The 20315-nt window shown below is 59.9% G+C and carries 18 protein-coding genes; 6 read left to right on the top strand and 12 right to left on the bottom strand.

Translation table 11 applies throughout. The features are described 5' to 3' along the window. Positions 1-25 precede the first annotated feature (25 nt). Together ACO06L_RS13450 and ACO06L_RS13445 are read left to right on the top strand one after the other, a co-directional pair. Positions 26-610 carry a gamma-glutamylcyclotransferase gene (locus ACO06L_RS13450; RefSeq protein WP_202346183.1) on the top strand — a complete coding sequence of 195 codons (585 nt, stop codon included), beginning with the start codon at positions 26-28 and terminating at the stop codon, positions 608-610. 151 nt (positions 611-761) lie between these two features. Further along, on the top strand, positions 762-1214 hold the full coding sequence (locus tag ACO06L_RS13445) for a hypothetical protein (protein ID WP_202346182.1): 453 nt from the start codon (positions 762-764) through the stop codon (positions 1212-1214). Here ACO06L_RS13445 and ACO06L_RS13440 read toward each other — a convergent pair. After that, positions 1171-2121: a DMT family transporter gene (locus tag ACO06L_RS13440; RefSeq protein ID WP_202346181.1), complete on the bottom strand. Its 951-nt coding sequence runs from the start codon at positions 2119-2121 to the stop codon at positions 1171-1173. The genes ACO06L_RS13445 and ACO06L_RS13440 overlap by 44 nt on opposite strands. A 228-nt stretch (positions 2122-2349) precedes the next feature. Between ACO06L_RS13440 and ACO06L_RS13435 the strand changes: the two genes are divergently transcribed. Further along, on the top strand, positions 2350-3306 hold the full coding sequence (locus ACO06L_RS13435) for a LysR substrate-binding domain-containing protein (protein ID WP_202346180.1): 957 nt from the start codon (positions 2350-2352) through the stop codon (positions 3304-3306). On the opposite strand, the gene tsaA is transcribed toward ACO06L_RS13435, so the two are convergent. Continuing rightward, complete coding sequence (tsaA, locus tag ACO06L_RS13430; RefSeq protein WP_202346179.1) at positions 3272-3751, bottom strand: tRNA (N6-threonylcarbamoyladenosine(37)-N6)-methyltransferase TrmO; 480 nt, start codon at positions 3749-3751, stop codon at positions 3272-3274. The two genes, ACO06L_RS13435 and tsaA, sit on opposite strands and share 35 nt — an antisense overlap. A 15-nt stretch (positions 3752-3766) precedes the next feature. Further along, a complete protein-coding gene (locus ACO06L_RS13425) occupies positions 3767-6274 on the bottom strand; it encodes an acyl-CoA dehydrogenase (protein ID WP_202346178.1) in 2508 nt (835 codons plus the stop codon). A gap of 222 nt (positions 6275-6496) precedes the next feature. Here ACO06L_RS13425 and ACO06L_RS13420 point away from each other — a divergent pair, with 222 nt between their 5' ends. Then, positions 6497-8140, top strand: a complete 1644-nt coding sequence (locus ACO06L_RS13420) for a methyl-accepting chemotaxis protein (protein WP_202346177.1) — start codon at positions 6497-6499, stop codon at positions 8138-8140. Here the strand turns inward: ACO06L_RS13420 and ACO06L_RS13415 are convergent. Beyond that, positions 8130-9020 carry a prenyltransferase gene (locus ACO06L_RS13415; protein WP_202346176.1) on the bottom strand — a complete coding sequence of 297 codons (891 nt, stop codon included), beginning with the start codon at positions 9018-9020 and terminating at the stop codon, positions 8130-8132. The genes ACO06L_RS13420 and ACO06L_RS13415 overlap by 11 nt on opposite strands. 43 nt (positions 9021-9063) lie before the next feature. Beyond that, entirely contained in the window at positions 9064-9951 is an 888-nt protein-coding gene (locus tag ACO06L_RS13410) for an AEC family transporter (protein WP_202346175.1), read from the bottom strand. Positions 9952-10163: 212 nt separating this feature from the next. Between ACO06L_RS13410 and ACO06L_RS13405 the strand changes: the two genes are divergently transcribed. Continuing rightward, a complete protein-coding gene (locus ACO06L_RS13405; RefSeq protein WP_202346174.1) occupies positions 10164-11348 on the top strand; it encodes a MalY/PatB family protein in 1185 nt (394 codons plus the stop codon). Positions 11349-11366: 18 nt separating this feature from the next. Here ACO06L_RS13405 and ACO06L_RS13400 read toward each other — a convergent pair whose 3' ends face one another. From ACO06L_RS13400 to ACO06L_RS13385, 4 genes are all read right to left on the bottom strand, one after another. Beyond that, positions 11367-11915: a carbohydrate-binding protein gene (locus ACO06L_RS13400; protein WP_202346173.1), complete on the bottom strand. Its 549-nt coding sequence runs from the start codon at positions 11913-11915 to the stop codon at positions 11367-11369. Next, positions 11908-12876 carry a DMT family transporter gene (locus ACO06L_RS13395; protein ID WP_202346172.1) on the bottom strand — a complete coding sequence of 323 codons (969 nt, stop codon included), beginning with the start codon at positions 12874-12876 and terminating at the stop codon, positions 11908-11910. Before ACO06L_RS13395 ends, ACO06L_RS13400 begins: the two co-directional genes overlap by 8 nt. Positions 12877-12920: 44 nt before the next feature. Beyond that, positions 12921-14312 (bottom strand): succinylglutamate desuccinylase/aspartoacylase family protein, encoded by a 1392-nt coding sequence (locus ACO06L_RS13390; protein WP_202346171.1) that lies wholly within the window; start codon positions 14310-14312, stop codon positions 12921-12923. Positions 14313-14503: 191 nt separating this feature from the next. After that, positions 14504-16141: an MBL fold metallo-hydrolase gene (locus ACO06L_RS13385; protein WP_202346170.1), complete on the bottom strand. Its 1638-nt coding sequence runs from the start codon at positions 16139-16141 to the stop codon at positions 14504-14506. A 292-nt stretch (positions 16142-16433) separates the two neighbouring features. Between ACO06L_RS13385 and ACO06L_RS13380 the strand changes: the two genes are divergently transcribed. After that, positions 16434-16859: a thioesterase family protein gene (locus tag ACO06L_RS13380; protein WP_008172718.1), complete on the top strand. Its 426-nt coding sequence runs from the start codon at positions 16434-16436 to the stop codon at positions 16857-16859. On the opposite strand, the gene ACO06L_RS13375 is transcribed toward ACO06L_RS13380, so the two are convergent. The 3 genes from ACO06L_RS13375 to ACO06L_RS13365 form a co-directional block, all read right to left on the bottom strand. After that, entirely contained in the window at positions 16845-18182 is a 1338-nt protein-coding gene (locus tag ACO06L_RS13375; RefSeq protein ID WP_320407618.1) for an MATE family efflux transporter, read from the bottom strand. The two genes, ACO06L_RS13380 and ACO06L_RS13375, sit on opposite strands and share 15 nt — an antisense overlap. A gap of 230 nt (positions 18183-18412) precedes the next feature. Further along, positions 18413-18910, bottom strand: a complete 498-nt coding sequence (tpx, locus tag ACO06L_RS13370; RefSeq protein ID WP_202346169.1) for a thiol peroxidase — start codon at positions 18908-18910, stop codon at positions 18413-18415. Between the two features lie 70 nt (positions 18911-18980). Then, positions 18981-20201 carry a Bcr/CflA family multidrug efflux MFS transporter gene (locus ACO06L_RS13365; RefSeq protein WP_202346168.1) on the bottom strand — a complete coding sequence of 407 codons (1221 nt, stop codon included), beginning with the start codon at positions 20199-20201 and terminating at the stop codon, positions 18981-18983. Positions 20202-20315 lie beyond the last annotated feature (114 nt).

Below are 20315 nucleotides of genomic sequence, written 5' to 3'. Positions count from 1 at the left end.
TTCCGTTCTCGCAGCAGGGTGTCTGATGTCTGCCAATACTATTGAGTACAATCGCCAACGATACGATTTCTCCGGCGTCGAGTCGGTCTGGCTGTTTGGTTATGGCTCCCTGATCTACAAGGTCGATTTTCCCTTCCTGGAGCAGCGCCCGGCGTCGATTCGTGGATGGGAGCGGCGGTTCTGGCAAGGGTCCCATGATCACCGGGGAACCCCCGAGTCGCCGGGCCGGGTGGTAACCCTGGTGGAAAAGCCGAATGCTGTCTGCAAGGGCATGGCGTTCCGGGTGTCGCCCAATGTGTTCGAACACCTGGATGTCCGGGAAAAGAACGGTTATCTGCGTCTGAGCACCACGCTTACCTTTGACGATGGCAGCCATGCCGAGGGTCTGGTATACATTGCCACCGAAGACAACGAAGCCTTCCTCGGCCACGCGCCGGATGCCGATATTGCCCGCCAGATTGCCTCTGCCTCGGGCCCCAGCGGTCCCAATGCCGAGTATCTGCTGAGGCTGGCGGAATCCCTCCGTGCGCTTGGTGCTGACTGCCCCCACACCTTTGCCATTGAATCCCACCTGAAGTCTGCCGCTAAAAACGACACGCAGGGACAATAGAACGTCAAGCAGACCGGGCGTTTCGTAAAGATCCTGCAAAGCCCGCTTCGGGGCGCTGACATTCCCTCCCGGTTCGATAATCTGGGTTCAGAGGCATCCGGCACTGGGTCCGGATGCGAGATCTGTCTGTGAACAGAACGGGAGAATCATCATGAAGCGATTGTTGATCGGAAGCCTGATAACGGCATTCCTGATGGCGTCTGCTCCGGTGATGGCCGATGATGACCGCCGGGGTCAGGGTTGGCAAAAACACCATGAACGCGGCAAAGCCGTACCTCCGGGCCACCAGAAAAAGTTCCTGCAGGCCCATTACCGCGACGACCGTTATAATCGACACCATCACAAGCCCCGGCACTACAAGCAGCATAAATGGGATCGAAAACACCACGATCGCCATCGCTACCATGGCGACAAGCGCCATTGGGGCAAGAAGCATAAGCGCGATGTCTACCGCGACAGGCACGACCGCCGGCGTGACTGGCATCGCCAACATTCAGGCCATTACCGCATCAAACTGGGCTACGGTGACGGATTGCCGCCGGAGGCCAGGATTGGTCGGATCATTCACGACACTCACGTGCTAATTGAATCTTCCCGGCACTGAGTGAAGCTTCCTGGCTCCGGAGCTGCTGTTGCTCCGGGGCGGGATTGAATCCTCTTGCAGGCTCCTTGCGCCGGTGCTGCAAACCGATGAGTAGCAGGGGCACGACAATCATCAGGCTGCCGGCCAGGAACCACAGGTCGGGCACCTCTCCGAACCATATCCAGCCAATCCCCACGGCCCAGATCAGACCGGTGTATTCGGCGCTGGTGACCTGGTTGGCGTCCACCTGGCGGTAGGCCAGCAGTACGGTGATGTTGTAGCCCAGAATGAACAGGGCCGAGCCCATGGCGCCGATCAGGATGCCCGAATCCCATTGTGCGCCTTCCCACCAGGCCAGGGCCCCGGCCGCTGGCAGAATCAGCAGGTAATTCAGGAACAGTTTGTGGACGGTGCTCTGCTGTTTCGGCAGTTTCCGGACCAGGACGGCGTTGATGGCCAGGGCAAACGCCGAGCCAAGCGCGGCCACGGCCGCCCAGTTGAATTCCACCGGCCGTAGAATGAGCACAATGCCGGCAAAGCCGCTGAAGACCGCGGTTACGCTTAGTGGTGTCAGTTTTTCCCGGAACAGGAATACCGAGAGCACCATCACCAGGATGGGCGCGGCATAGAAGACGGCGTTGGCGGTCGCCAGCGGCAGGTTACCCAGGGCTATCACCATGCACAGGATGCCGGCCAGGTGGATGTGGGCCCGGAAGGTGTGGATTTTCAGGCCGGCGAACAGGTTTTTCCGGTCCAGCTGTTTTGCCAGTGGCAGCAGAAAGGCCAGGGTGATCAGGCAACGCAGGAAGGCGAACTGGAAAACCGGCGCGCCGGGCTCGAGGAGTTTGATGAACACGTCAGAGATCAACGCCATGGCGTTGCCGATCACCAGCAGCAGGATGGCGCTGTTTACGGTTTTTCCTGACATGTTTTTCTCCTCAATTCTTCAACTTTGGGTGCATGAGCCCGGTCAGCAAATGGCTTCCGAAAACCGCTGCGAGTACATCCATGTACGCTTGCTCTCCGCCTTCCCTGGCTCCGAGTATTTTCGGAAGCCATTACCTGCCCGGACTCCCCTAACTGGCTCAGGAATTCTATTTGGGTTTTAATATCCGATAAAATGATCTTTATTCGATAGCCATTAGAAAATTAGATAATGAAACTGCCACCCTTGAAAGCTCTGCCTGTCTTCGAAGCTGTTGCCCGTCTCAACAGCTTTTCCCTTGCTGCCGATGAGCTGGCGGTGAGCCAGAGTGCGGTTAGCCACCAGATCAAACAGCTGGAAAAATACCTGGGGGAGCAGCTGTTCTGGCGCAGTGGCCGGACGCTGTCGTTGACTGATCAGGGGCGTCAGTATCTGGATGCGGTCAGCTCAGCGTTGTTGCAGATTGAGCGGGCCAGTGAGCAGTTAGTGGGGCATGAGGAGGCCCGGCTTCGATTGTCGGTGTTTAGTTCGTTTGCTGTGCGCTGGCTGGTGCCGCGGTTGCCTTACTTGCAGCGGCTGCATCCGCAGCTGGATCTGGCGCTTGAGATGAGCAGTGGGAATCCGGTGTTGTCGGACCGGGTGGCGGATTGTTTTATTACCATTCGCACGGATGCGTCGGCGTTCAGCTATGACAAGCTCTATGAGGAGCGGCTGTTTCCGGTGTGTAGTCAGGATTACTGGAAGCGTATACGGCGGGAGCTGGGGCGGGATGATCTGCCGGAGCAGCGGGATGAGCCGCCATTGTCGCCGGAGGAGCTGGCGCGGTTTCCGTTGTTGTCGACCCATAGTATTTTCGACCGTGCGGGCGGAGACTGGCAGGCGTGGTATGCGGCGGTGGGTGAGCGCCTACCCGGTGCCGCGCGGGTGCAGCATTTCAGTCATATGCTGTTGGCGCTTGAGGCGGCGCGCTTCCATCAGGGGGTGGCGCTGACCAACGATTACATGCTGAGTACGCGACGGGATTCGGAAGATTTTGTGCGTCTGCCGGCCCATTCGGTGGCAACCGGTGACACCTTCTATTTTGCCTGGAAGACCAGCCGGCGGCAGGAGCGGGGGATCCAGACGCTTCGGCGCTGGCTGGTGGATGAGGCCATCAGGAGCCGGCTTTTGGCGGCGCCTTCGGGCTGAAGGCGCAGCGGTCTGGTTTTATGTCGAGCAATGGCGTTCCGTCGAGACAGTCCAGGCCGCGCACGATCAGGATCCCGTTTTCTATACGAACGAGTTTGACCATGGAAGTGCCAATTGGATTGGGCCGAACCGGGGAGCGCAGGGCAAAGGTGCCGAAGGTCTGGCCGTCGCTTCTGGGGCTTTGCCGGACCAGATCGCGTCGGCTCTGGTCCAGCCAGTAGAGCACCTCGATGGTGTCGTAGTCTTCGAGCCCCTTCAGCGCGTCGTGCCAGACAGGATCCAGAGCGAGTTGGCATTCCGGGCCGTCCAGGTCACCCTGGCGCGGGCAATCCTTGCGATCGCGCCAGGGGGTCCGGATGGTACCGATGAAACGCAACGTGGCGTCAGAAGCCGGTTCGAGTTCGACGGCCTCCTCGTTGGGGCGCAAATCGCCAGGGTCGGTCATAGGTTCATCTGCGCCCTATTTTTCTTCTCTTGGCGGACGTTCGACCACCTTGCGCTTGCCTTTGGCGCAGCGTGACAGCGCTTTCAGGCCATCGGCATCGAAGGCATCCACGCGAATCACATCGTAAAGCGCTTCAAGTGCTTCCAGCAGTTTGTCGCACTCGTCTGCCTTGACCACGCCCTGGGCACAGGCCCAGTCCACGAGTTCCTTGCGTTGATGACCCATCAGCAGGTCAATGCCGCCCAGTTCGTCTTCATCGCGGTTACGCATGGCCTCATGCAGCCGATTGCGCATGTCCGCGGTCTCGTTGGCGAGTTTGTAGGCATTGAGGACCCGTCCGAGTGGGTCTTCCGGGTCCATGGTGGTGTAGGCACCGCGACTGATGCGTTGGCGCACCGGGGTGTCCTTGACGATGGATTCCGCGACCTTCGCGCCCAGCTTGTCGTCCGGACCATTAAGACCGGTGGCACCCAGCGGGAACACCAGCAGACGCAAGGGCCAGCGCAGGGCCGGCACCGGGAAGTTGATGATTGCCTCGCGCATGGAGCTCTGGAGATCCCGGAGGCAGGTTTTCAGGCACCATTCCACCAACGGCCGCTGGTCATCCGGGTAACCTTCTTCATGCCATTGCTTGATCACGGCGGTGGCGTAGTAAAGCTGCACCAGGCAGTCAGCCATCCGGCCGGAAAGCCGCTGGCGGGCCTTGAGGCCGCCACCGACCGTTAGCAGGGTGACATCGGTCATCAGGGCGAAAGCTGCGGAGAAGCGGGCCAGCTGACGGTAACAGGGCTTGATATCGCCCTGCCGTGGCACAGATTCAATCCAGCCACGGGTCAAACCCAGAAGAAGCGCCCGAAGCGCGTTGCGGGTAGTGTGGGCCAGATGGCGATAGAAGATGCCGTCGAATTTTTTCGCGGCTTTGTCTTCATCTTCCATGCCCGCGGCTTCGATTTCCTCAACAATGAACGGATGGCAGCGGATGGAACCCTGGCCGAAGATCATCAGGCTCCGGGTGAGGATGTTGGCGCCTTCCACGGTAATCCCAATGGGCACCGCCTGGTAGGCCCGGGCCAGGAAGTTGCGGGGACCGGTGATAACGCCGCGGCCTGCCACCACGTCCATGGCGTGGTTGATGACTTCCCGCATCAGATCGGTGTTGCGGTATTTCAGCACGGCAGATGGCACCGAGGGCCGCACGCCCCGGTCCAGCATGCCGGAGGTGAGCAATCGGGCTGCGTCCATCATGTAGGTGTAGCCGGCGATGGGCTCCAGGGCTTCCTGTACGCCTTCAAACTGGCTGATGGTGCGGCCGAACTGTTCCCGCGTGTAGGCGTAGGAGCCGGTAGCCAGGCTGGCCACCTTGCCGGCGCCGGTGCCCAGAGCCGGCAGCGAGATGGAACGGCCAATGGACAGGCATTCCAGCAGCATGGTCCAGCCCTTGCCGAGCATATCCTGGCCGCCAATGACCTGTTCCATGGGGATAAAGACATCGTTGCCCCAGGTCGGGCCATTCATGAAGACGGTGTTCATGGGCAGGTGGCGGGCACCGGCGTTGACGCCGTCGGTGTCCTTCGGTACCAGCACACAGGTCACACCGATCTCATCGGCATCGCCCAGCAGCTTGTCCGGATCATAGACCTTGATGGCCAGGCCGATCAGTGTCGCCACCGGTGCGAGCGTGATGTAACGCTTGTTCCAGGTGACTTTCAGGCCCAGCACTTCCTTGCCGTTCCACTGGCCCTTGCAGACGATACCTTTATCCGGAATGGCGCCAGCGTCCGAGCCGGCAACGGGGGAGGTGAGGGCAAAACAGGGAATCTCGTCGCCGCCGGCCAGTCTGGGCAGATAGTGCTGTTTCTGCTCATCGGTTCCGTAGTGCATCAGCAGCTCGCCGGGCCCGAGGGAGTTGGGCACCATCACGGTCACGGCGGCCGACACGCTGCGGGTGGAAATCTTCATCACGATTTCGGAATGGGCGGTGTTGGAGAAGCCCAGGCCGCCGTCCTCTTTGGGAATGACCAGCCCGAAAAAGCCGTTCTCACGGATAAACTTCCAGACCTTGTCCGGCAGGTCGTACTGCTCGTGGGTGATCTTCCAGTCGTCGAGCATGGCGCACAGCTCTTCCACTGGGCCGTCCAGGAAGGCCTGTTCCTCGCTGGTGAGGTGCGCCGGCTTGGCGTCCAGCAGCTTGCTCCACTTTGGCTTGCCGGAAAATAGCTCACCGTCCCAGTCAACCGATCCGGATTTCAGGGCTTCCGCTTCGGTGTCAGAGAGTTTGGGCAGTCGGCTACGCACCCAGCCAAGCAGGGGGCGGCTGAGCTTGTCGAGGCGCAAGTCACCGGGGATAACAAGGATTAACGCCAGCGCCAGCAGAACACCGCCACAAAGGATGCTGATCAGGTGCCATTCATCCTGGAACAGGCCCACAACGGTCGCAATGGACATGATGGCAGCCGCCGTGGTGCCGCCAATACCCAGATAGATCAGTACCAGGGCACTGATCAGGAGAAATAGAACACTCATGGGGAGACCTCCGTATCGTGAATGCAATCAGCGAGAAACTGACCTTTACCATCGGTCAAAGCCTGACCAGTTGCAAGGGCCGCGGGGGCTGGATGTAAAGATTGATTGCAGTAATGAAAAGCATTGTCAAAAACACGCAAGTTCCTCTCCATTGATTGATCCAGGCTGCCAATTTCAGAGAACACATAGCTTCATTCAATAAAAAGTGTCCGGAGTGTACTCATGTTTGGCCAGCTCACCGTTGCGAAACGCCTAGCCCTCGGCTTTGGTCTGATCCTGTCCCTGGTAATTGCGGTCAGCCTGATTGGCAACCAGCGCGTCGGTTTTATCGACCGGACACTGACCGACGTCGGTGACGGCGCCGCCGTGAAGCAGCGCTACGCCATTAACTTCCGCGGCAGCGTCCACGATCGTGCCATAGCCATTCGCGATGCGGTGCTGGTGGAAAACGACCGGGATCTGCAACGACACCTCGCGGATATTGAGCGTCTGAAGGAATTTTACCGGGATTCCGCCGGCCCGATGGATGCGATGTTCCGGAAAGAAGGCGCTACCACTCGGGAAAAGCAACTGTTGGCCGCCATAAAAGAGATAGAACTCCGGGCCCTGACGTTGACTGACGACCTCCTTGAGCTTCGCCTGGCGGGAGAGATAGATCAGGCCCGGGCATTTCTGCTCAGCGATGTCTCCGGCGCCTATTCGGAGTGGTTGAAACGGGTAAACGCCTTTATTGATTACCAGGAAGAGGTGGTTACAAGCGGCGTGGATGAAGTTCGCGAGGCGGCGAGTACATTCAATGCGTTGAACCTGGCTGTCACCGGTCTGGCGGTGATTCTGGGTGCCCTGGTGGCTCTGGTCATCATTCGCCGGTTGAAGAAGATTCTTGGCGCTGAGCCCGAAGACGTTGCCAGCGCCATTCGCCAACTTGCCGACGGTGAGCTGGACCAGGATATTCACACCCGCTATCCGGACAGCGTGATGGGGGCGTTGCAGGATACTGTGGAGCGATTGGGCGGCATTATCCGGGAAGTAGGGTCTGCCGCTGAAGAGCTTTCCAATGCTTCTTCCGAGCTTGAAAGCACCTCGGACAATAACAGCCGACAGATACGTCTCCAGGCTACCGAGGCGGAGCAAATGGCCACCGCTGTGAACCAGATGGCTGCCACGGTGAACGAAGTGGCCGGTTTTGCGGCCAGCGCCGCAACTGCAACCCAGAAAGCCGACACCGAAGTGGAGAGCGGCAATCGCGTGGTCCAGGAAACCGCGGCCTCCATCGGGGAGCTGGCGGAAACCTTGGAACAGGCAACCCAGACTGTACACCGGGTGTCCGAGGACAGCGCCAATATCGAAAAGATCATTGAGGTGATCAATGCCATTGCCGAGCAGACCAACCTGCTGGCCCTGAATGCCGCGATCGAGGCAGCCCGCGCGGGCACCCATGGCCGGGGCTTCGCCGTGGTGGCCGACGAAGTGCGTTCTCTGGCATCAAGAACCCAGGACTCCACCCGGGAAATTCAGGAGATGATTGGCAACCTGCAGGCTGGCGCCGGGCAGGCGACCGAGGTCATGGAAAGCAGCCGGGAGCTGGCGCGCACCACGGTGGACAAGACCAGTGAGGCGGAGGCTGCCCTGGCCCGAATCCGGAATGAAGTGGGTGCCATCAACGACATGAATGCCCAGATCGCCAGCGCCTCGGAAGAGCAGAGTTCCGTTGCAGAAGAAGTTAACCGCAATATCAGCCGCATCCATGACGCCACGGTGGAGACCTCCGCCGGCTCCGAGCAGGTGGCCGGGGCCAGCCGTGATCTAGCCGTACTTGCCGGCCAGCTGCGTTCCAGGGTCAGTGTGTTCCGGTTTAAAGGCTGAGTCCGCAGATCAATAGCGCCAGGGTTGCCAGCAGCACCGCGACGTTGATGCCGAGGAGTGTGTTGAGTTGTTCGGGGCGGTTGAGAGCGCCTGGCAGCTTGACGCTTATCCAGATCGCTGCCGGCAGAGGCGCAAACGCGAGAGCGGTCCACAACGGCAACCAGCCGATCCAGATCGCCACCTCAAGAATGCCGTAGCTGCCCAGTAACAGCAGTCCTACCAGTCGGGCTGCGGCCGGCTGGCCCAGGGTAATGACCAGGTGTCGGCGCCCGACTTTCCGGTCTGCTTCGGCATCTGGTATCTGATTGATCAGCAGCAATTCGCTGACCAGCAGCAGGCCGATGGTGGAAACGGTTAGGGCTGTTGCATCCAGACGTGCCCCCAGGGCAATCAGGCTGCCCAGAATCATCACCGGTCCGAACCCCAGCCCTGGAGCCAGCAGGCAAATCAGCGGCGAACGGGTAATCCAGCGGGTGTAGGTGACCACCAGCACCACGCCGGCGGCGCCAAGTACCAACATGGGCAGGCCCCGGAGCCAGAGAAAGTAGAGGCCAATCGCGACAACCAGTCCAAGGGTGCCAAAGGCGGCCAGCAAAACCTGCCGGGCGGCCGAGGGCACCTCCGGCAAGGCGCCACTGCCGCCGGAGAACGGCGTACGGTGGGTAATCAGGTCCAGCCCGGAGGCAAAGTCCTCGTATTCGTTGAGCAGATTGACGGCAGCGTGTGCGAGCAGGGCCCCGATCAGAACGAGCAGGGTATTGAGCAGGGCCGGAGGCTCGCCCTGGTGCCAGGCGACAGCCACGCCAAGCCCGGCACACAGTGGTGCGAGTACCAGAAAATTGGGTCGGGAGGCGCGCACCACCGCAACGGTTTCAGACATCGGGTCCTTCCTCGGCTAACAGAGCGGGCACTGGAGCAGATGCTCAGACGTAGCCGGCGGCAAACACCAGACCGAGCACAACCGGCATAACCACAAGACTGCCCAGATTGCTTAATAATACCAGCGAGGCGACCTTGTGTGGCTCCTGCCGATATTGTTCCGCCACCATGTAATTGAGCACGGCTGGAGGTAAGGCTGCAAATACCCACAGCGCCGCTATCTGCATTCCGGGAAGATCGAGCACCGCAATCATCGGCCACGCCAGGATCAGGCCACTGGCGGGGCAGGCAATGGCGCCCAGCATGCCCAGTTTCCAATCACTGAAATCGATATCCAGCATGCGCACGCCAAGGGCGAAGAGCATCAGCGGGATGCACACACCGCCGAGCATATTCAGGGTTTCCAGCAGCCACTCTGGCAGGGGCACGCCGCCGAGATTGACCGACAGCCCGGCAATACTGGCAAAAACGATGGGCAGCTTGAGCCGTTTGATGATCGACGTATGGGGGTCGAGCATGTAAAGCCCCACCGAAAAGTGCAGCAACATTTCCACGATGAACAGCACAATGGCCGCCGGCAGGGCCTCATCGCCGAAGGCCAATACCAGCAGCGGAATCCCCATGTTGCCGGAATTGTTGAACATCATCGGCGGCAGGAAGGTCTTCAGGTTAAGCTTCAGAACCTTTGCCAGGGGGTACAGGACAATACCTGATCCGAGCACAACCACGGTGGCCGCCAGTGCCAGCCGGGCATACTCCTGCAGCGGAGCCTGCTGGTCTGCAAGAACGGCAAAGACCAGCATGGGCACAAACAGCTCCATGTTGAGAACGTTCAGTCCCTGGATATCGGGGGTCCGATAACGGCCGTAGAGGGCGCCGCAACCAGCGATCAGGAACACCGGCAACATGGTGGACAGGATCTGGCCAATCATTGAACAGGCTCCGGGAGAAAGTTTGGAAGTTTTTGTTGGATAAACCGTTAGGTTCGCAAGTATCGGCCCATCTGGGCAAGTGTTAATCGACGATGTTCGACCAAAGCCGGATATGGACACTGTGGCGACATCGAGAGCAGGCGGTTGCGATGGCCGTTCGGGCCCACCACAATACCGTTTTCCAATGTTGTTATCTGCCCTGGAGAGTCCCTGTGTCCAGCCCGTTTGATCAGCCGGTTTCCCGGGAACACACCTGTTCCGTCAAGTTTGATGCCCGCAAGGCGGTTTTTGGTACCGAGGATGTTATCCCGGTCTGGGTGGCCGATATGGATTTCGCGGCACCGGAGGCTGTTACCCGTGCGTTGAAGGCGCGGGCGGAACATCCGGTATACGGCTATACCCTGTTTCCGGACAGTCTTTACCAGTCGATGATTGACTGGTTTGCCAGTCGCCATGACTGGGAAATTCGGCGTGAGTGGATACTGATGGCGCCCGGCGTGGTGCCATCGATCAACGCCGCGTGCATGGCCTACGCGGGACCCGGTGAGGGTGTCATCATCCAGCCGCCGGTCTATCCGCCGTTTTTCAGTTCGGTGCGGCACAGTGGCCGGGTGGTGATCGAAAACCCGCTGGTGCCGGAGGATCCTGTCACCGGAGACCTGGGCCACTACCGCATGGATCTTGATCATCTGGAGCAATGCGCTGCCCGCCCGGATGCCCGAATCCTGCTGCTGTGCTCGCCCCATAACCCGGTGGGCCGGGTTTGGTCCGAGGAAGAGCTGAGGGCGGTACTGGATATCGCCCGCAGGCACCAGCTGGTGGTGGTCTCCGACGAGATCCATTGCGATCTGACCTTCCCGGATAAACCGCGCCACGCAATGCTGGCGAACCTGGCCGGTCCTGAAGATGCACTGGTAACGGCGGTTGCACCGAGCAAGAGTTTCAACATGCCCGGCCTCGGCCTGTCAGCCCTGGTGATCCCTGATGCTGATCGGCGCAAGGCCATGAAGGCGGTGTTCGAATCCATGCATCTGCCCCAGTGCAATCCGTTCAGTATTGCCGGGTTTGAGGCCGGCTACCGTCATGGCGGTCCCTGGCTGGACGATCTGATGGCCTATCTGCAGGCGAACCGGGACTATGTGGTGGAAGCTGTTGCTCAGCGCCTGCCCGGCATTCGCGTGTCCGCACCGGAGGGCACCTATCTTATGTGGCTTGATTGCCGCGAACTGGGCCTGGACGATGCGGGCCTGAAACGCTTTTTTGTCCGGGAAGCCCGTGTGGGCATGAACCCCGGACTCTCCTTTGGCGACCCGGGCAGTGGCTTTATGCGCCTGAACATCGGCTGCGCCAGATCGATTCTGGAAGAGGTCATTGGCCGCATCGAAGCGGCTCTCTAGTTAGTTGTCCGTTTCTCGTTACTGTTGGCCTTCCAGCGAACAATGATCCTCAACCAGTTGCCAGCGAGGAGGCTTGTTCATGCCGGGCATATCGCCGTTGGTTGCCCGGATAGCCTCCCAGATCTGGCCGCCGTGGGTGACCAGGCTGCCAACCGTGTAGCTTTTGGAAAAGAGCCATGGATCCGGTCGAACGCACATACCCGAGGCCGTCTCACCCCGCTTGCTTTTACCGGCGGTTTGGTTGGCTCCTGTCGGTGTTCCTTCCGGGTCGCCCTCATTGTTGGCCTGATCAACCTTTTGCTTCCGGCCCTGGCAGTCCGGCACAGAATCCAGCTCCTTCCAATCAAACGTAATACCCGGCTCCAGGCCTTCGTGCAATTCGCGGGACTCATACCAACTGCCTTTGTGAAAGACCGCGGCACCGGCTGGATAATAACGGGTAGGTACCCACTTGGACTCTTCGGGATCACAAGGTTCAGCCGCAACCGGTGCTGATAGGCCAGCGGTCAACAGGACCAGAGCCAGGCAAAAGAAGGGGCGAGAATTTTCTGGGATAGATTTAATCATGGGTGTCTCCTTTTGCTAACTGCTCTGGAGTTGGGTAGTGGGTACGTTTCCGGGTCTGCGTGGCCAGCACCAGCCCGGCCAGGATCAGCGCCCCGCCTACAACATGAAACAGGCCGAGGGATTCGGCCAGGAAAATGCCTGCAAGAATCGAGGCAAACACAGGGGTCAGGTACATGAAGATGGCCGCCCTGGCCGGGCCAATTTTATGCACACCGTGGTTCCAGAATCCATAGGCCAGGATCCCCGGGAAGATGGCGAAGTACAGCAACGGCATGGCGGTGCTTTTTGATAGCTCAAAGCCGCCGGAGAAGAAAATCAGATCCGTCAGATAGAACGGCAGCACAACCAGCGTGCCCAGAAGAATCTGCGTGGTAAGAAAGGTCAGCGCAGGCAGAGGCACGGCCTGTCGCCGCAATAGCACCGAGAACAGGCCCCAGCTGAATACCGCCGCCACCATGATCAGATCCCCCGGCTGGGCCTGAAGGCTGGTGAGCACCGATAGATCACCGCGGGCAATCACGGTAACGATGCCGGTGATTGCCAGTGCGATCCCGAAGGCCTGGACCGGACGGGTGCGGTCGCCGAGGAGAATCCAGGCCAGCAGTGCCACGAAAATGGGGATGGTGGCGTTGATCAGGGCAATATTGGTAGCGGTGGTTGTGGTCGCCGCCAGGTACAGCAGGGTATTGAACGCCCCCACGCTGAAGGTCGCCAGGGCCAGCATGGAACCGAATCGCTGGCGGATAACCTGGCGGTGGCGCCAGATACCCGGCAGGCCGAAAGGCAGCAGGATGGCCAGGGCGATAACCCAGCGCCAGAACGACATGGAGAGCGGCGGAATGTTCTCTACCGTGCCCCGGGCAACCACCGCGTTACCGGCCCAGAACAGCGGCGTAAGAACCAGACCGATGTAGGCCAGGCCGGGAATACGTGATAAAACTCCGGCGTTCTCGGAAGACACAAAGGCTCCTCTGGGTTGGTGATGCCCGAAAAAAGCCTAGCATACTACTCTCCGGGAACTTCTGCCTCCGTACCAATGTGGTAGGCGGCAAAACCGGCCATCACTACCTGGTCCACGGCCATACCGATAACCCGGCCATCGGTGGTGGACCGGATGGGGTGCTGGGCATTGGTGATCGGATCGGAGACGTAACCGAGAATCTCCCCTTCCGATACGTTTGCTCCCAACTCAATTTCGCTGAACAGGATCCCGCCGTGGTCCGCGCGGATCCAGTCGGAATCGTAGTAGACCGGCTCCGGATCGCCCCACACGAACATTCGGGAGATCATGCCCTGGCGTTCCATCAGGCTGGTGAGGCTGTTCACGCCGGCGCTGATCTGGTGCTGTTGGATACGGTGGGATTCGCCGGCTTCCAGGGTGACGGTGCGAATACCGGCTTCCACAGCGGCCGTGCGCAACATGCCCGCAGAACCGGAGCTGTGAACCACCGCCATGCGGTCAAAGCCCCGGGTGAATTCCGCCACGTCCGGGTTATTCATGTCGGCGCGAAGTTGCGGCAGATTGGTGCGCTTCAGTGAGCCGGTGTGAATGTCCACCAGCATGTCGCACTTGCGAATCACGTTCTCGAACAGTGAATGGGCAATCCGGTCGGCCAGGCTGCCATTGGGGCTGCCCGGAAAATGCCGGTTGAGATCTCGACGATCGGGCAGATAACGACTGCCCTGCTGGAATCCGGGCAGGTTCACAATCGGCACGCCAACGACCGTGCCCGACAGTTTTTCCGGGTTCAGGTCATACATGGTCTGGCGGATAATTTCGATGCCGTTCAGCTCGTCCCCATGGATGGCGCCGGTGAGGCACAGCGTGGGGCCGGCATTGATACCGTTAACCACCAGTACCGGCGTGGTCTGGGACAGACCGGCAATCTGGATGCCTGGCGTCCAGGCCAGGCGGGTAGACGTGCCCGGCATGACATCGTTGTCGAGCAGGGTGAATACCTTGCCCTCGCGAATTTCGGGTTCGGGTTGCGGCTCAGGTTCGGCCACCGCTTCGGTTGCCATAACCTCGGATTCTGCGGCATCTGCATCGGTATCAGCGGGCGCTGAAACCTGTGCCTCCGGTGGCGGTGCAACCTGCTTCAGATCGATATTCGGGGCCACTTTGCGGGAACCCGCTGAGGGGGTATCGATACCGACTCCGCCCTGTGGGGCTTCCGGCTTACGGGCCTTGTTGTCCTTCCCTTTGGTCTGCAGGGGGGCCGACTGTTCAACGTCTTCGACGCTCTCGTCCTCGGCCAGTTCCGCGATCAGGACTTCGGATTTTTTGCTGGCCTTTGCCGAATCGGTTTCGGCCAGAACAGGCGCCGACAGCCAGGGTATGACCAGGCTTATCAGCAGGATCCGGCGGGACGGTTTTTGAAGCCGCTCAAACAGCATATTTCCTCACGGTTCGTCAGTGTGCGCTCAAGGATAGAGTGCCTTTGGCGGTCATGAATACTGCTGTGACAAAGGTTTAATGCCACTTTCATGAAATCCGGGCAAGTTATAACGAAGACAGTTATACGCCGGAAAAGTGATTAACAATATGGGTGTTTTGCGAAATCCCGTGTGCTTTCGTTACTCCCGCGTTAGCTGTCGTGTACGGCATGCCACAGATCGTCCTCCCGGAACGCCCTGTGCTCGGCCTCCAGCTTCAGCAAATGCGCCAGGGCTGACCGTGCCGCAAGGCCGTGGATGGCGGCCGGAACATCGTCATAGGCTTTTGCGGTAAGAGCTTTCAGATCCGCTGGAGCCAGGGCTTCCAGCGCACGGGCCACCTTGTGCTCACGGGACAGGCGGTGGGTGATGAGGAAATCGATCACCGCTTCGGGATGCCCCATCAGGAAGCCGTGTGCTGGCGCAATGTAGCGAATGGATTCGGCCAGCAAGTCGTAGAGCGACTCGATGTAGGCCTTCATGTCGCCGTCCGGCGGATTAATGACCACCGTTGAGCCCTGCATGATGTGGTCACCGGAGAACAGCAGCTTCTGGTCGATCAGCAGAAAACACAGGTGATTCGAGGCATGGCCCGGGGTATGCAGCACCTTCAGGAGCCCGGCTTCGGTCACAATCAGATCACCGTGCTCCGGTTCATCGTCGGCCCGGAAAGTCTGGTCCTGGCCGGCACCCGGGGGCGCCGGCCAACCGAACACCCGGCAACCGGTGCGCTCTTTCAGGGCCGCTACGGCCGGCGAATGATCCTGGTGCGTGTGGGTCACCAGAACCTGATCAATCACTCCCCCGGTCACCTCCAGAATCCGCTCGATATGGGGCTCGTTGGCGGGGCCGGGGTCAATCACCGTGAAGCGTTCCTGGCCCAGAATGTAGGTGTTGGTCCCGGGCCCGGTCATCATTCCCGGGTTGGGCGCCGTCAGCCGGGTGACCCGGGCCGCAACCTCAACCGGCTCACCGGGAATAATCTCCGCCCGGGTCGAGCCTTCACCCTCCGGATCCAGCTTGGCCGCCTCATCATAGGCCGGCGCTCCGGGTTCCAGCGTCACCGGCTTGCCCTTTTTGACCGCCGGCCAGGGCTGATTCGGGTACGGTTCAGGGGGATTGGCGTGGGCATAGCGCATCAGCGCATCGGTGGTCTCGAACCCGTTCAGCACCCGCAACGTCCGAATCGTCGGCAACCCCAGCAACCGCTGGCCGTTCCGATGATCCTCAAGGGCCTGCTCCGGGCGGATCCAGACATGATCGATGGTTTCGATACCGTCGTGCCCGGCCAATTGACCTTCCGGAGCGGGCGTCACAAAAAACCGCGTATCGAAACGCCTCGGCGGCCCCGGTGGCGTGATCCAGTGGCCGAGATAGGCCAGCCTGTCCAGCGGAAGCGCCAGCCCGTGCTTTTTGCATAGACTGGCCAAAGACAGATCGCCATCGAACACCGACCTCCGGTCCGCATGGGCCGGATGATCCCCGGATATCGGGTTGCCCTGCTTATCCACCGCAACCAGAACCCCGGACTCCTCAAAACACTCCCGAACCGCCGCCAACATATAGTCCGCGCCGCCTTCATCGACACTCATGGTCTGACTGATCTCAGCGTCTCCGGACCCGATAATATGGTCCTGACCGTGAGTCTCGTTTTCCTCGACCCGCCCACCGGGGAACACAAAATAGCCGGGCATAAACACGGCGTCCCAGGTACGTTGCAGCAGCAGGACCTCAAGACCGTCGGCAGTGTCTCGAACCAGAACCAAGGTGGCAGCAGGGCGAATATCCATAAAACTCCATCTTCAAATATTTATTGTCAGTGCGCGGGAGTGATACGAACGATGGCAGGGAAGGGCTTTCCAAAACTGTCTGTCGCCATGGATGGCGACAGTCAAGCGTCACATGGACGTGCCGTAAGGAGCGCGTTTTGGAAAGCCCTTCCCTGCCGTCGCTCCACCAAAACCATAGGCGCGGAGGTCTCATAGCAAGATAACCGATTTGGGACTGGGCGTCTTGAGATGAACACTAAAGTCGAACAGCGTATGATTCGCCCCAAGATCCTCAGCGAAAACAGGAACCCCCGTGGCCCGAATCAAACTCTCCTTCCCGGACGACGTCTTCTGCTTCGAAACCAGAATGCCCGTCAGAATCACCGACATCAACGGCGCCAACCACCTCGGCAACGACGCCCTGATCTCCATGCTCTCAGAAGCCCGGGCCCAGTTCCTGGTCAGTTACGGTATCCAGGAAGCGAGCAAAGACGGCACCGGCATTATCGTTACCGACCTGGCCACCATGTACCAGTCAGAATCCTTCTTCCCGGAAATGCTGCGCTTTGAAGTGGGTCTGATGGACTTCAACAAGTATGGCGGGGATTTCGTGTTCCGGGTCACCAAGGCCGAGAGCGGCCAGCCGGTGGCACTGGCCAAATACGGATTCGTCTTCTTCAACTACCACCGCAAGGAAGTGGTGCCGGTGCCCGAGAGCTTCCGCTCACGCTTTGCCTGAGGCGAGCTCCGCTTTCAAACGCGTCATGCCGGCACGGTAAAAGCTGTAAGCCATGGCGCCCGCAAACAGATTGCCCACCAGCGCACCACTCATAAGGCCGTAGACCCCGTTGATCTGGCTACCGATCCAGAGCAGGGGCAGGAAGCACAGGAACAGGCGCAGGGTGGAGACCAACAGGGCCCGCATCGCCAGGCCGAGGGCATTGCACACCGACACCATCAGCATACAGACGCCCAGACCGCTGTAGCTAAGCGGCACCCGCACCAGATAACCGGCCAGAACCTCCTGCACATCACTGTCGCTGGAGAACAGCTCCGATACCAAGCCGGAAGCCACCACCCAGGTCAGGCCGATGGCCAGCTGCCACACCACCACAAACCGGACCGCAAGGCGCACCAGTTTCCGGATCTGCTCGATATCCCCGGCACCCAATAAACGGCCAATCATCGGCGGCATCGACATGGTCAGGGCCAGCACCACTACGATGGAGAAAAATTCCAGGCGGGTACCCAGGCCCCAGGCGGCAACGGCGGCGGAGCCAAAGCCGGCGACAAGAGCCGTTGCCAGCATGGCCGAGACAGCGGGCATCAGTTGGCTCACCATGGCCGGGGCCATGATGCCGTTGAGCTGTCTCAGGGCCTTCCAGAGGGCAAGCTCCTGAAGATCGAAACGCACCCATTGGCGTTTCAGGAGTTTCGGGTAGATGACCAGGCAGCCGATACCAAAAGAGGTAATGGTGGCCCAGGCGGCGCCAGGTAGTCCCCAGCCGAAAACAAAGATATAGAGCGGGTCCAGGGCGATGTTGGTCAGGCTCGTGGCCACCATCATGTATCCCGGTAATTTGGTGTCACCGTGGGACCGGCAAACGCTGTAGCCGAAGTACAGGAAGGCTCCGGTCCAGGCGGCCATCAGCCAGGGAACCCAGTACTGCCGGATAAGGGGCAGAAGCGAGTCTTCTGCGCCAAGCGCGGTCATGATGTGCCCCTGCAGAAACCACAGAGCCCCGCAGATCACGAAGACGAGGCTGCCGCCAACGGTAATGATCAGTCCGCCCAGCCGGTAAGCGCGCAGTTCATCGCCGCCACCCAGTGTGCGGGAGACGATCGCCGTGGTCGCAATGCCCAGACCCACCTGAAGGCCGATGATCAGTTGCTGCATCGGCAGTGTGAAACCCAGTGCCGCCAGCGGATCCCGGCCAAGCTGACCCACGAAGGCACTGTCGGCCAGCTGGAAGGTCATCAGGGACAGTACCCCGAAGAGCATGGGCCAGGTCATGCTGTAGAGCTGGCGGGCCAGGGATGGGTTTTGGGTGGTGGTCTGCACGGGGTGTTGTGGGCCTTCGGTTGGGGTTCGGGCTTTGGGCGGGGATTCTAACAGGTCCTGGCTTGGGTGTTAGCAAAGCAGCCGGTGCGACTTTCCAGGACACGCCGTGAACCCATCCATGGGGGCTTGGCATTGCCATCCCTGGCAATGCACAGTCCTGGAAAGTCGCACCGGCCGCTTCGCCCGGGCTCAGGCGATGCTGCCAACTGCCGGATTATTGATTGCCGGTTTTAAAGCGCCTTCAACGCCGCATCGTAATCCGGCTCGTTCTTGATCTCATCGACCAGCTGGCTGTGGATGACCTTGTCGTTCTCATCCAGTACAACCACCGCACGGGCGCAGAGACCGGCCAGGGGACCGTCCTGGATGGCGACGCCGTAGTCCTGCTGGAAGCTGTAGTTCCGGAAGGTGGAGAGGGTTTCGACGTTTTTCAGGCCTTCGGCACCGCAGAACCGGGCGGCGGCGAAGGGCAGGTCAGCAGAGACGACGAGGACCACGGTGTTGTCCAGGCTGCCGGCCTTTTCGTTGAATTTCCGGGTGGAGGCGGCGCAGACGCCGGTGTCGATGCTGGGGATGATGTTCAGGATTTTGCGTTTGCCGGCCCAGTTGTCGAGTTTGACTTCTTCCAGCCCGCTGTTGGTCAGGGTAAAGGGAGGCGCGTTGTCGCCTGTTTCGGGAAATTTACCGCTCAATTCAATGGGATTGCCGTCCAGGTTAACACTGCTCATGGTATTCGCTCCTCGGTGTCTGGTTTAGAGTCTTACGTACTCTGTGTAGACCACTTTGGATGATTTTGCCTTAATTGCCAGTGGCACTTTGTGGTTCGAAACCTTTCGCAGGATAACGCTGAACCAGCAGCAGATAACAGGCCATGGCGAGTGCTGCGCAGGCGGCGATGATCAAGGCCATGACCAGAGAGGTGTCATCGTGCAGGTGGCCGACCAGCATGCCAGCAACAGCGGCGACGGCCATCTGGGTGAAGCCGAACAGGGCCGAGGCGGAGCCGGCCATGGTGGGGAAGTTTGCCAGGGCGCCCGCCATGGTCTGGGGCAGGACCATCCCGGTGCCGATCATGAACAGGGCCTGGGGCAGAATGACTGCCCAGACGTTGAACACTTCACTCAGTGCCAGCACGGCCATAAGGCTGCCGCCAGCAACGGCAATGATCAGGCCGCGAACCAGGATCTGGTCCGGCAGCAGCCGACGGCCGAGACGGACGGCGGTCAGGTTGCCAACAATGTAGCCGGCCACCATGCAGGCAAAGTACAGACCGAACTGTTCTGTCGGCACGCCCAGGAAATCAATAAGCACGAACGAAGAACCTGACAGGAAGGCGAACAGGCCGGAGAAGATCAGGGCATTGGTCAGGGTGTAACCCAGGAAGCTGATGTCCTTCGCGATGATCCGATAGTTCCGCAGCAGGCTGCAGAGCTTCAGCGATTGACGATGCTCCGGGCGCATGGGCTCGGGAATACCAAAGGCCACCACCACGGCCATCACCAGTGCATAGCCACCCAGGGCGAGGAACACCGAAGCCCAGCCCAGCCTGGCCGTCAGCAGACCACCGATGGTCGGCGCGACCGCAGGCGCCAGGGCCATGATACTGGCCAGGATGGCGAGAATCTTGGCGGCTTCGCGAGGCGTGTAGATATCCCGAATGGCGGCCCGACCCAGAACCGGGCCGGCAGAACCGCCAAGAGCCTGCAGGAAACGGCACAGAATCAGTGTTTCGATGTTCGTCGCCAGGGCACAGCCAATACTGGCAATGGCGAAAAGCACGAAACCACCGATCATGATCGGTTTGCGACCAAAACGGTCCGCCAACGGACCGCAAATCAGCTGAGCAATGGCAAAGCCCACCAGATACAGGCTCAGTGTCAGCTGAACCTGATCGGTGCCGGTGCCAAAGTCTGAACCTATTTGTGGCAGTGCCGGCAGATACATATCAGTCGCCAGCGGCCCAAGGGCCACAGCGGCGGCGAGAAGTACCGTTGTCCAGACACTGGTCAAAGTCAGCATGGATTTCCTAATGCGTTGTCAGAGAGTTACCAAAAGAGTTACGACAGGTCAGGTTGGGAAAGGCTTTCCAAAACTGTAGAGGGCCAAGGATGGCCCGAAACAAGCGCACATGGA

It is taken from the genome of Marinobacter sp., assembly GCF_965229985.1.
Classification (GTDB): Bacteria; Pseudomonadota; Gammaproteobacteria; order Pseudomonadales; family Oleiphilaceae; genus Marinobacter.
This window is presented reverse-complemented; position numbering and strand designations above follow the sequence as displayed.

Excerpts from the sequence above, each read along its gene's own strand:
- ACO06L_RS13410 (WP_202346175.1), bottom strand. The coding sequence starts at position 9,951 with ATGATTGGCCAGATCCTGTCCACCATGTTGCCGGTGTTCCTGATCGCT.
- ACO06L_RS13425 (WP_202346178.1), bottom strand. The coding sequence starts at position 6,274 with ATGAGTGTTCTATTTCTCCTGATCAGTGCCCTGGTACTGATCTATCTG.
- ACO06L_RS13400 (WP_202346173.1), bottom strand. The coding sequence starts at position 11,915 with ATGATTAAATCTATCCCAGAAAATTCTCGCCCCTTCTTTTGCCTGGCT.
- tpx (WP_202346169.1), bottom strand. The coding sequence starts at position 18,910 with ATGAGCAGTGTTAACCTGGACGGCAATCCCATTGAATTGAGCGGTAAA.
- ACO06L_RS13365 (WP_202346168.1), bottom strand. The coding sequence starts at position 20,201 with ATGCTGACTTTGACCAGTGTCTGGACAACGGTACTTCTCGCCGCCGCT.
- ACO06L_RS13420 (WP_202346177.1), top strand. The coding sequence starts at position 6,497 with ATGTTTGGCCAGCTCACCGTTGCGAAACGCCTAGCCCTCGGCTTTGGT.
- ACO06L_RS13440 (WP_202346181.1), bottom strand. The coding sequence starts at position 2,121 with ATGTCAGGAAAAACCGTAAACAGCGCCATCCTGCTGCTGGTGATCGGC.
- ACO06L_RS13435 (WP_202346180.1), top strand. The coding sequence starts at position 2,350 with ATGAAACTGCCACCCTTGAAAGCTCTGCCTGTCTTCGAAGCTGTTGCC.
- ACO06L_RS13445 (WP_202346182.1), top strand. The coding sequence starts at position 762 with ATGAAGCGATTGTTGATCGGAAGCCTGATAACGGCATTCCTGATGGCG.
- tsaA (WP_202346179.1), bottom strand. The coding sequence starts at position 3,751 with ATGACCGACCCTGGCGATTTGCGCCCCAACGAGGAGGCCGTCGAACTC.
- ACO06L_RS13390 (WP_202346171.1), bottom strand. The coding sequence starts at position 14,312 with ATGCTGTTTGAGCGGCTTCAAAAACCGTCCCGCCGGATCCTGCTGATA.
- ACO06L_RS13415 (WP_202346176.1), bottom strand. The coding sequence starts at position 9,020 with ATGTCTGAAACCGTTGCGGTGGTGCGCGCCTCCCGACCCAATTTTCTG.
- ACO06L_RS13450 (WP_202346183.1), top strand. The coding sequence starts at position 26 with ATGTCTGCCAATACTATTGAGTACAATCGCCAACGATACGATTTCTCC.
- ACO06L_RS13385 (WP_202346170.1), bottom strand. The coding sequence starts at position 16,141 with ATGGATATTCGCCCTGCTGCCACCTTGGTTCTGGTTCGAGACACTGCC.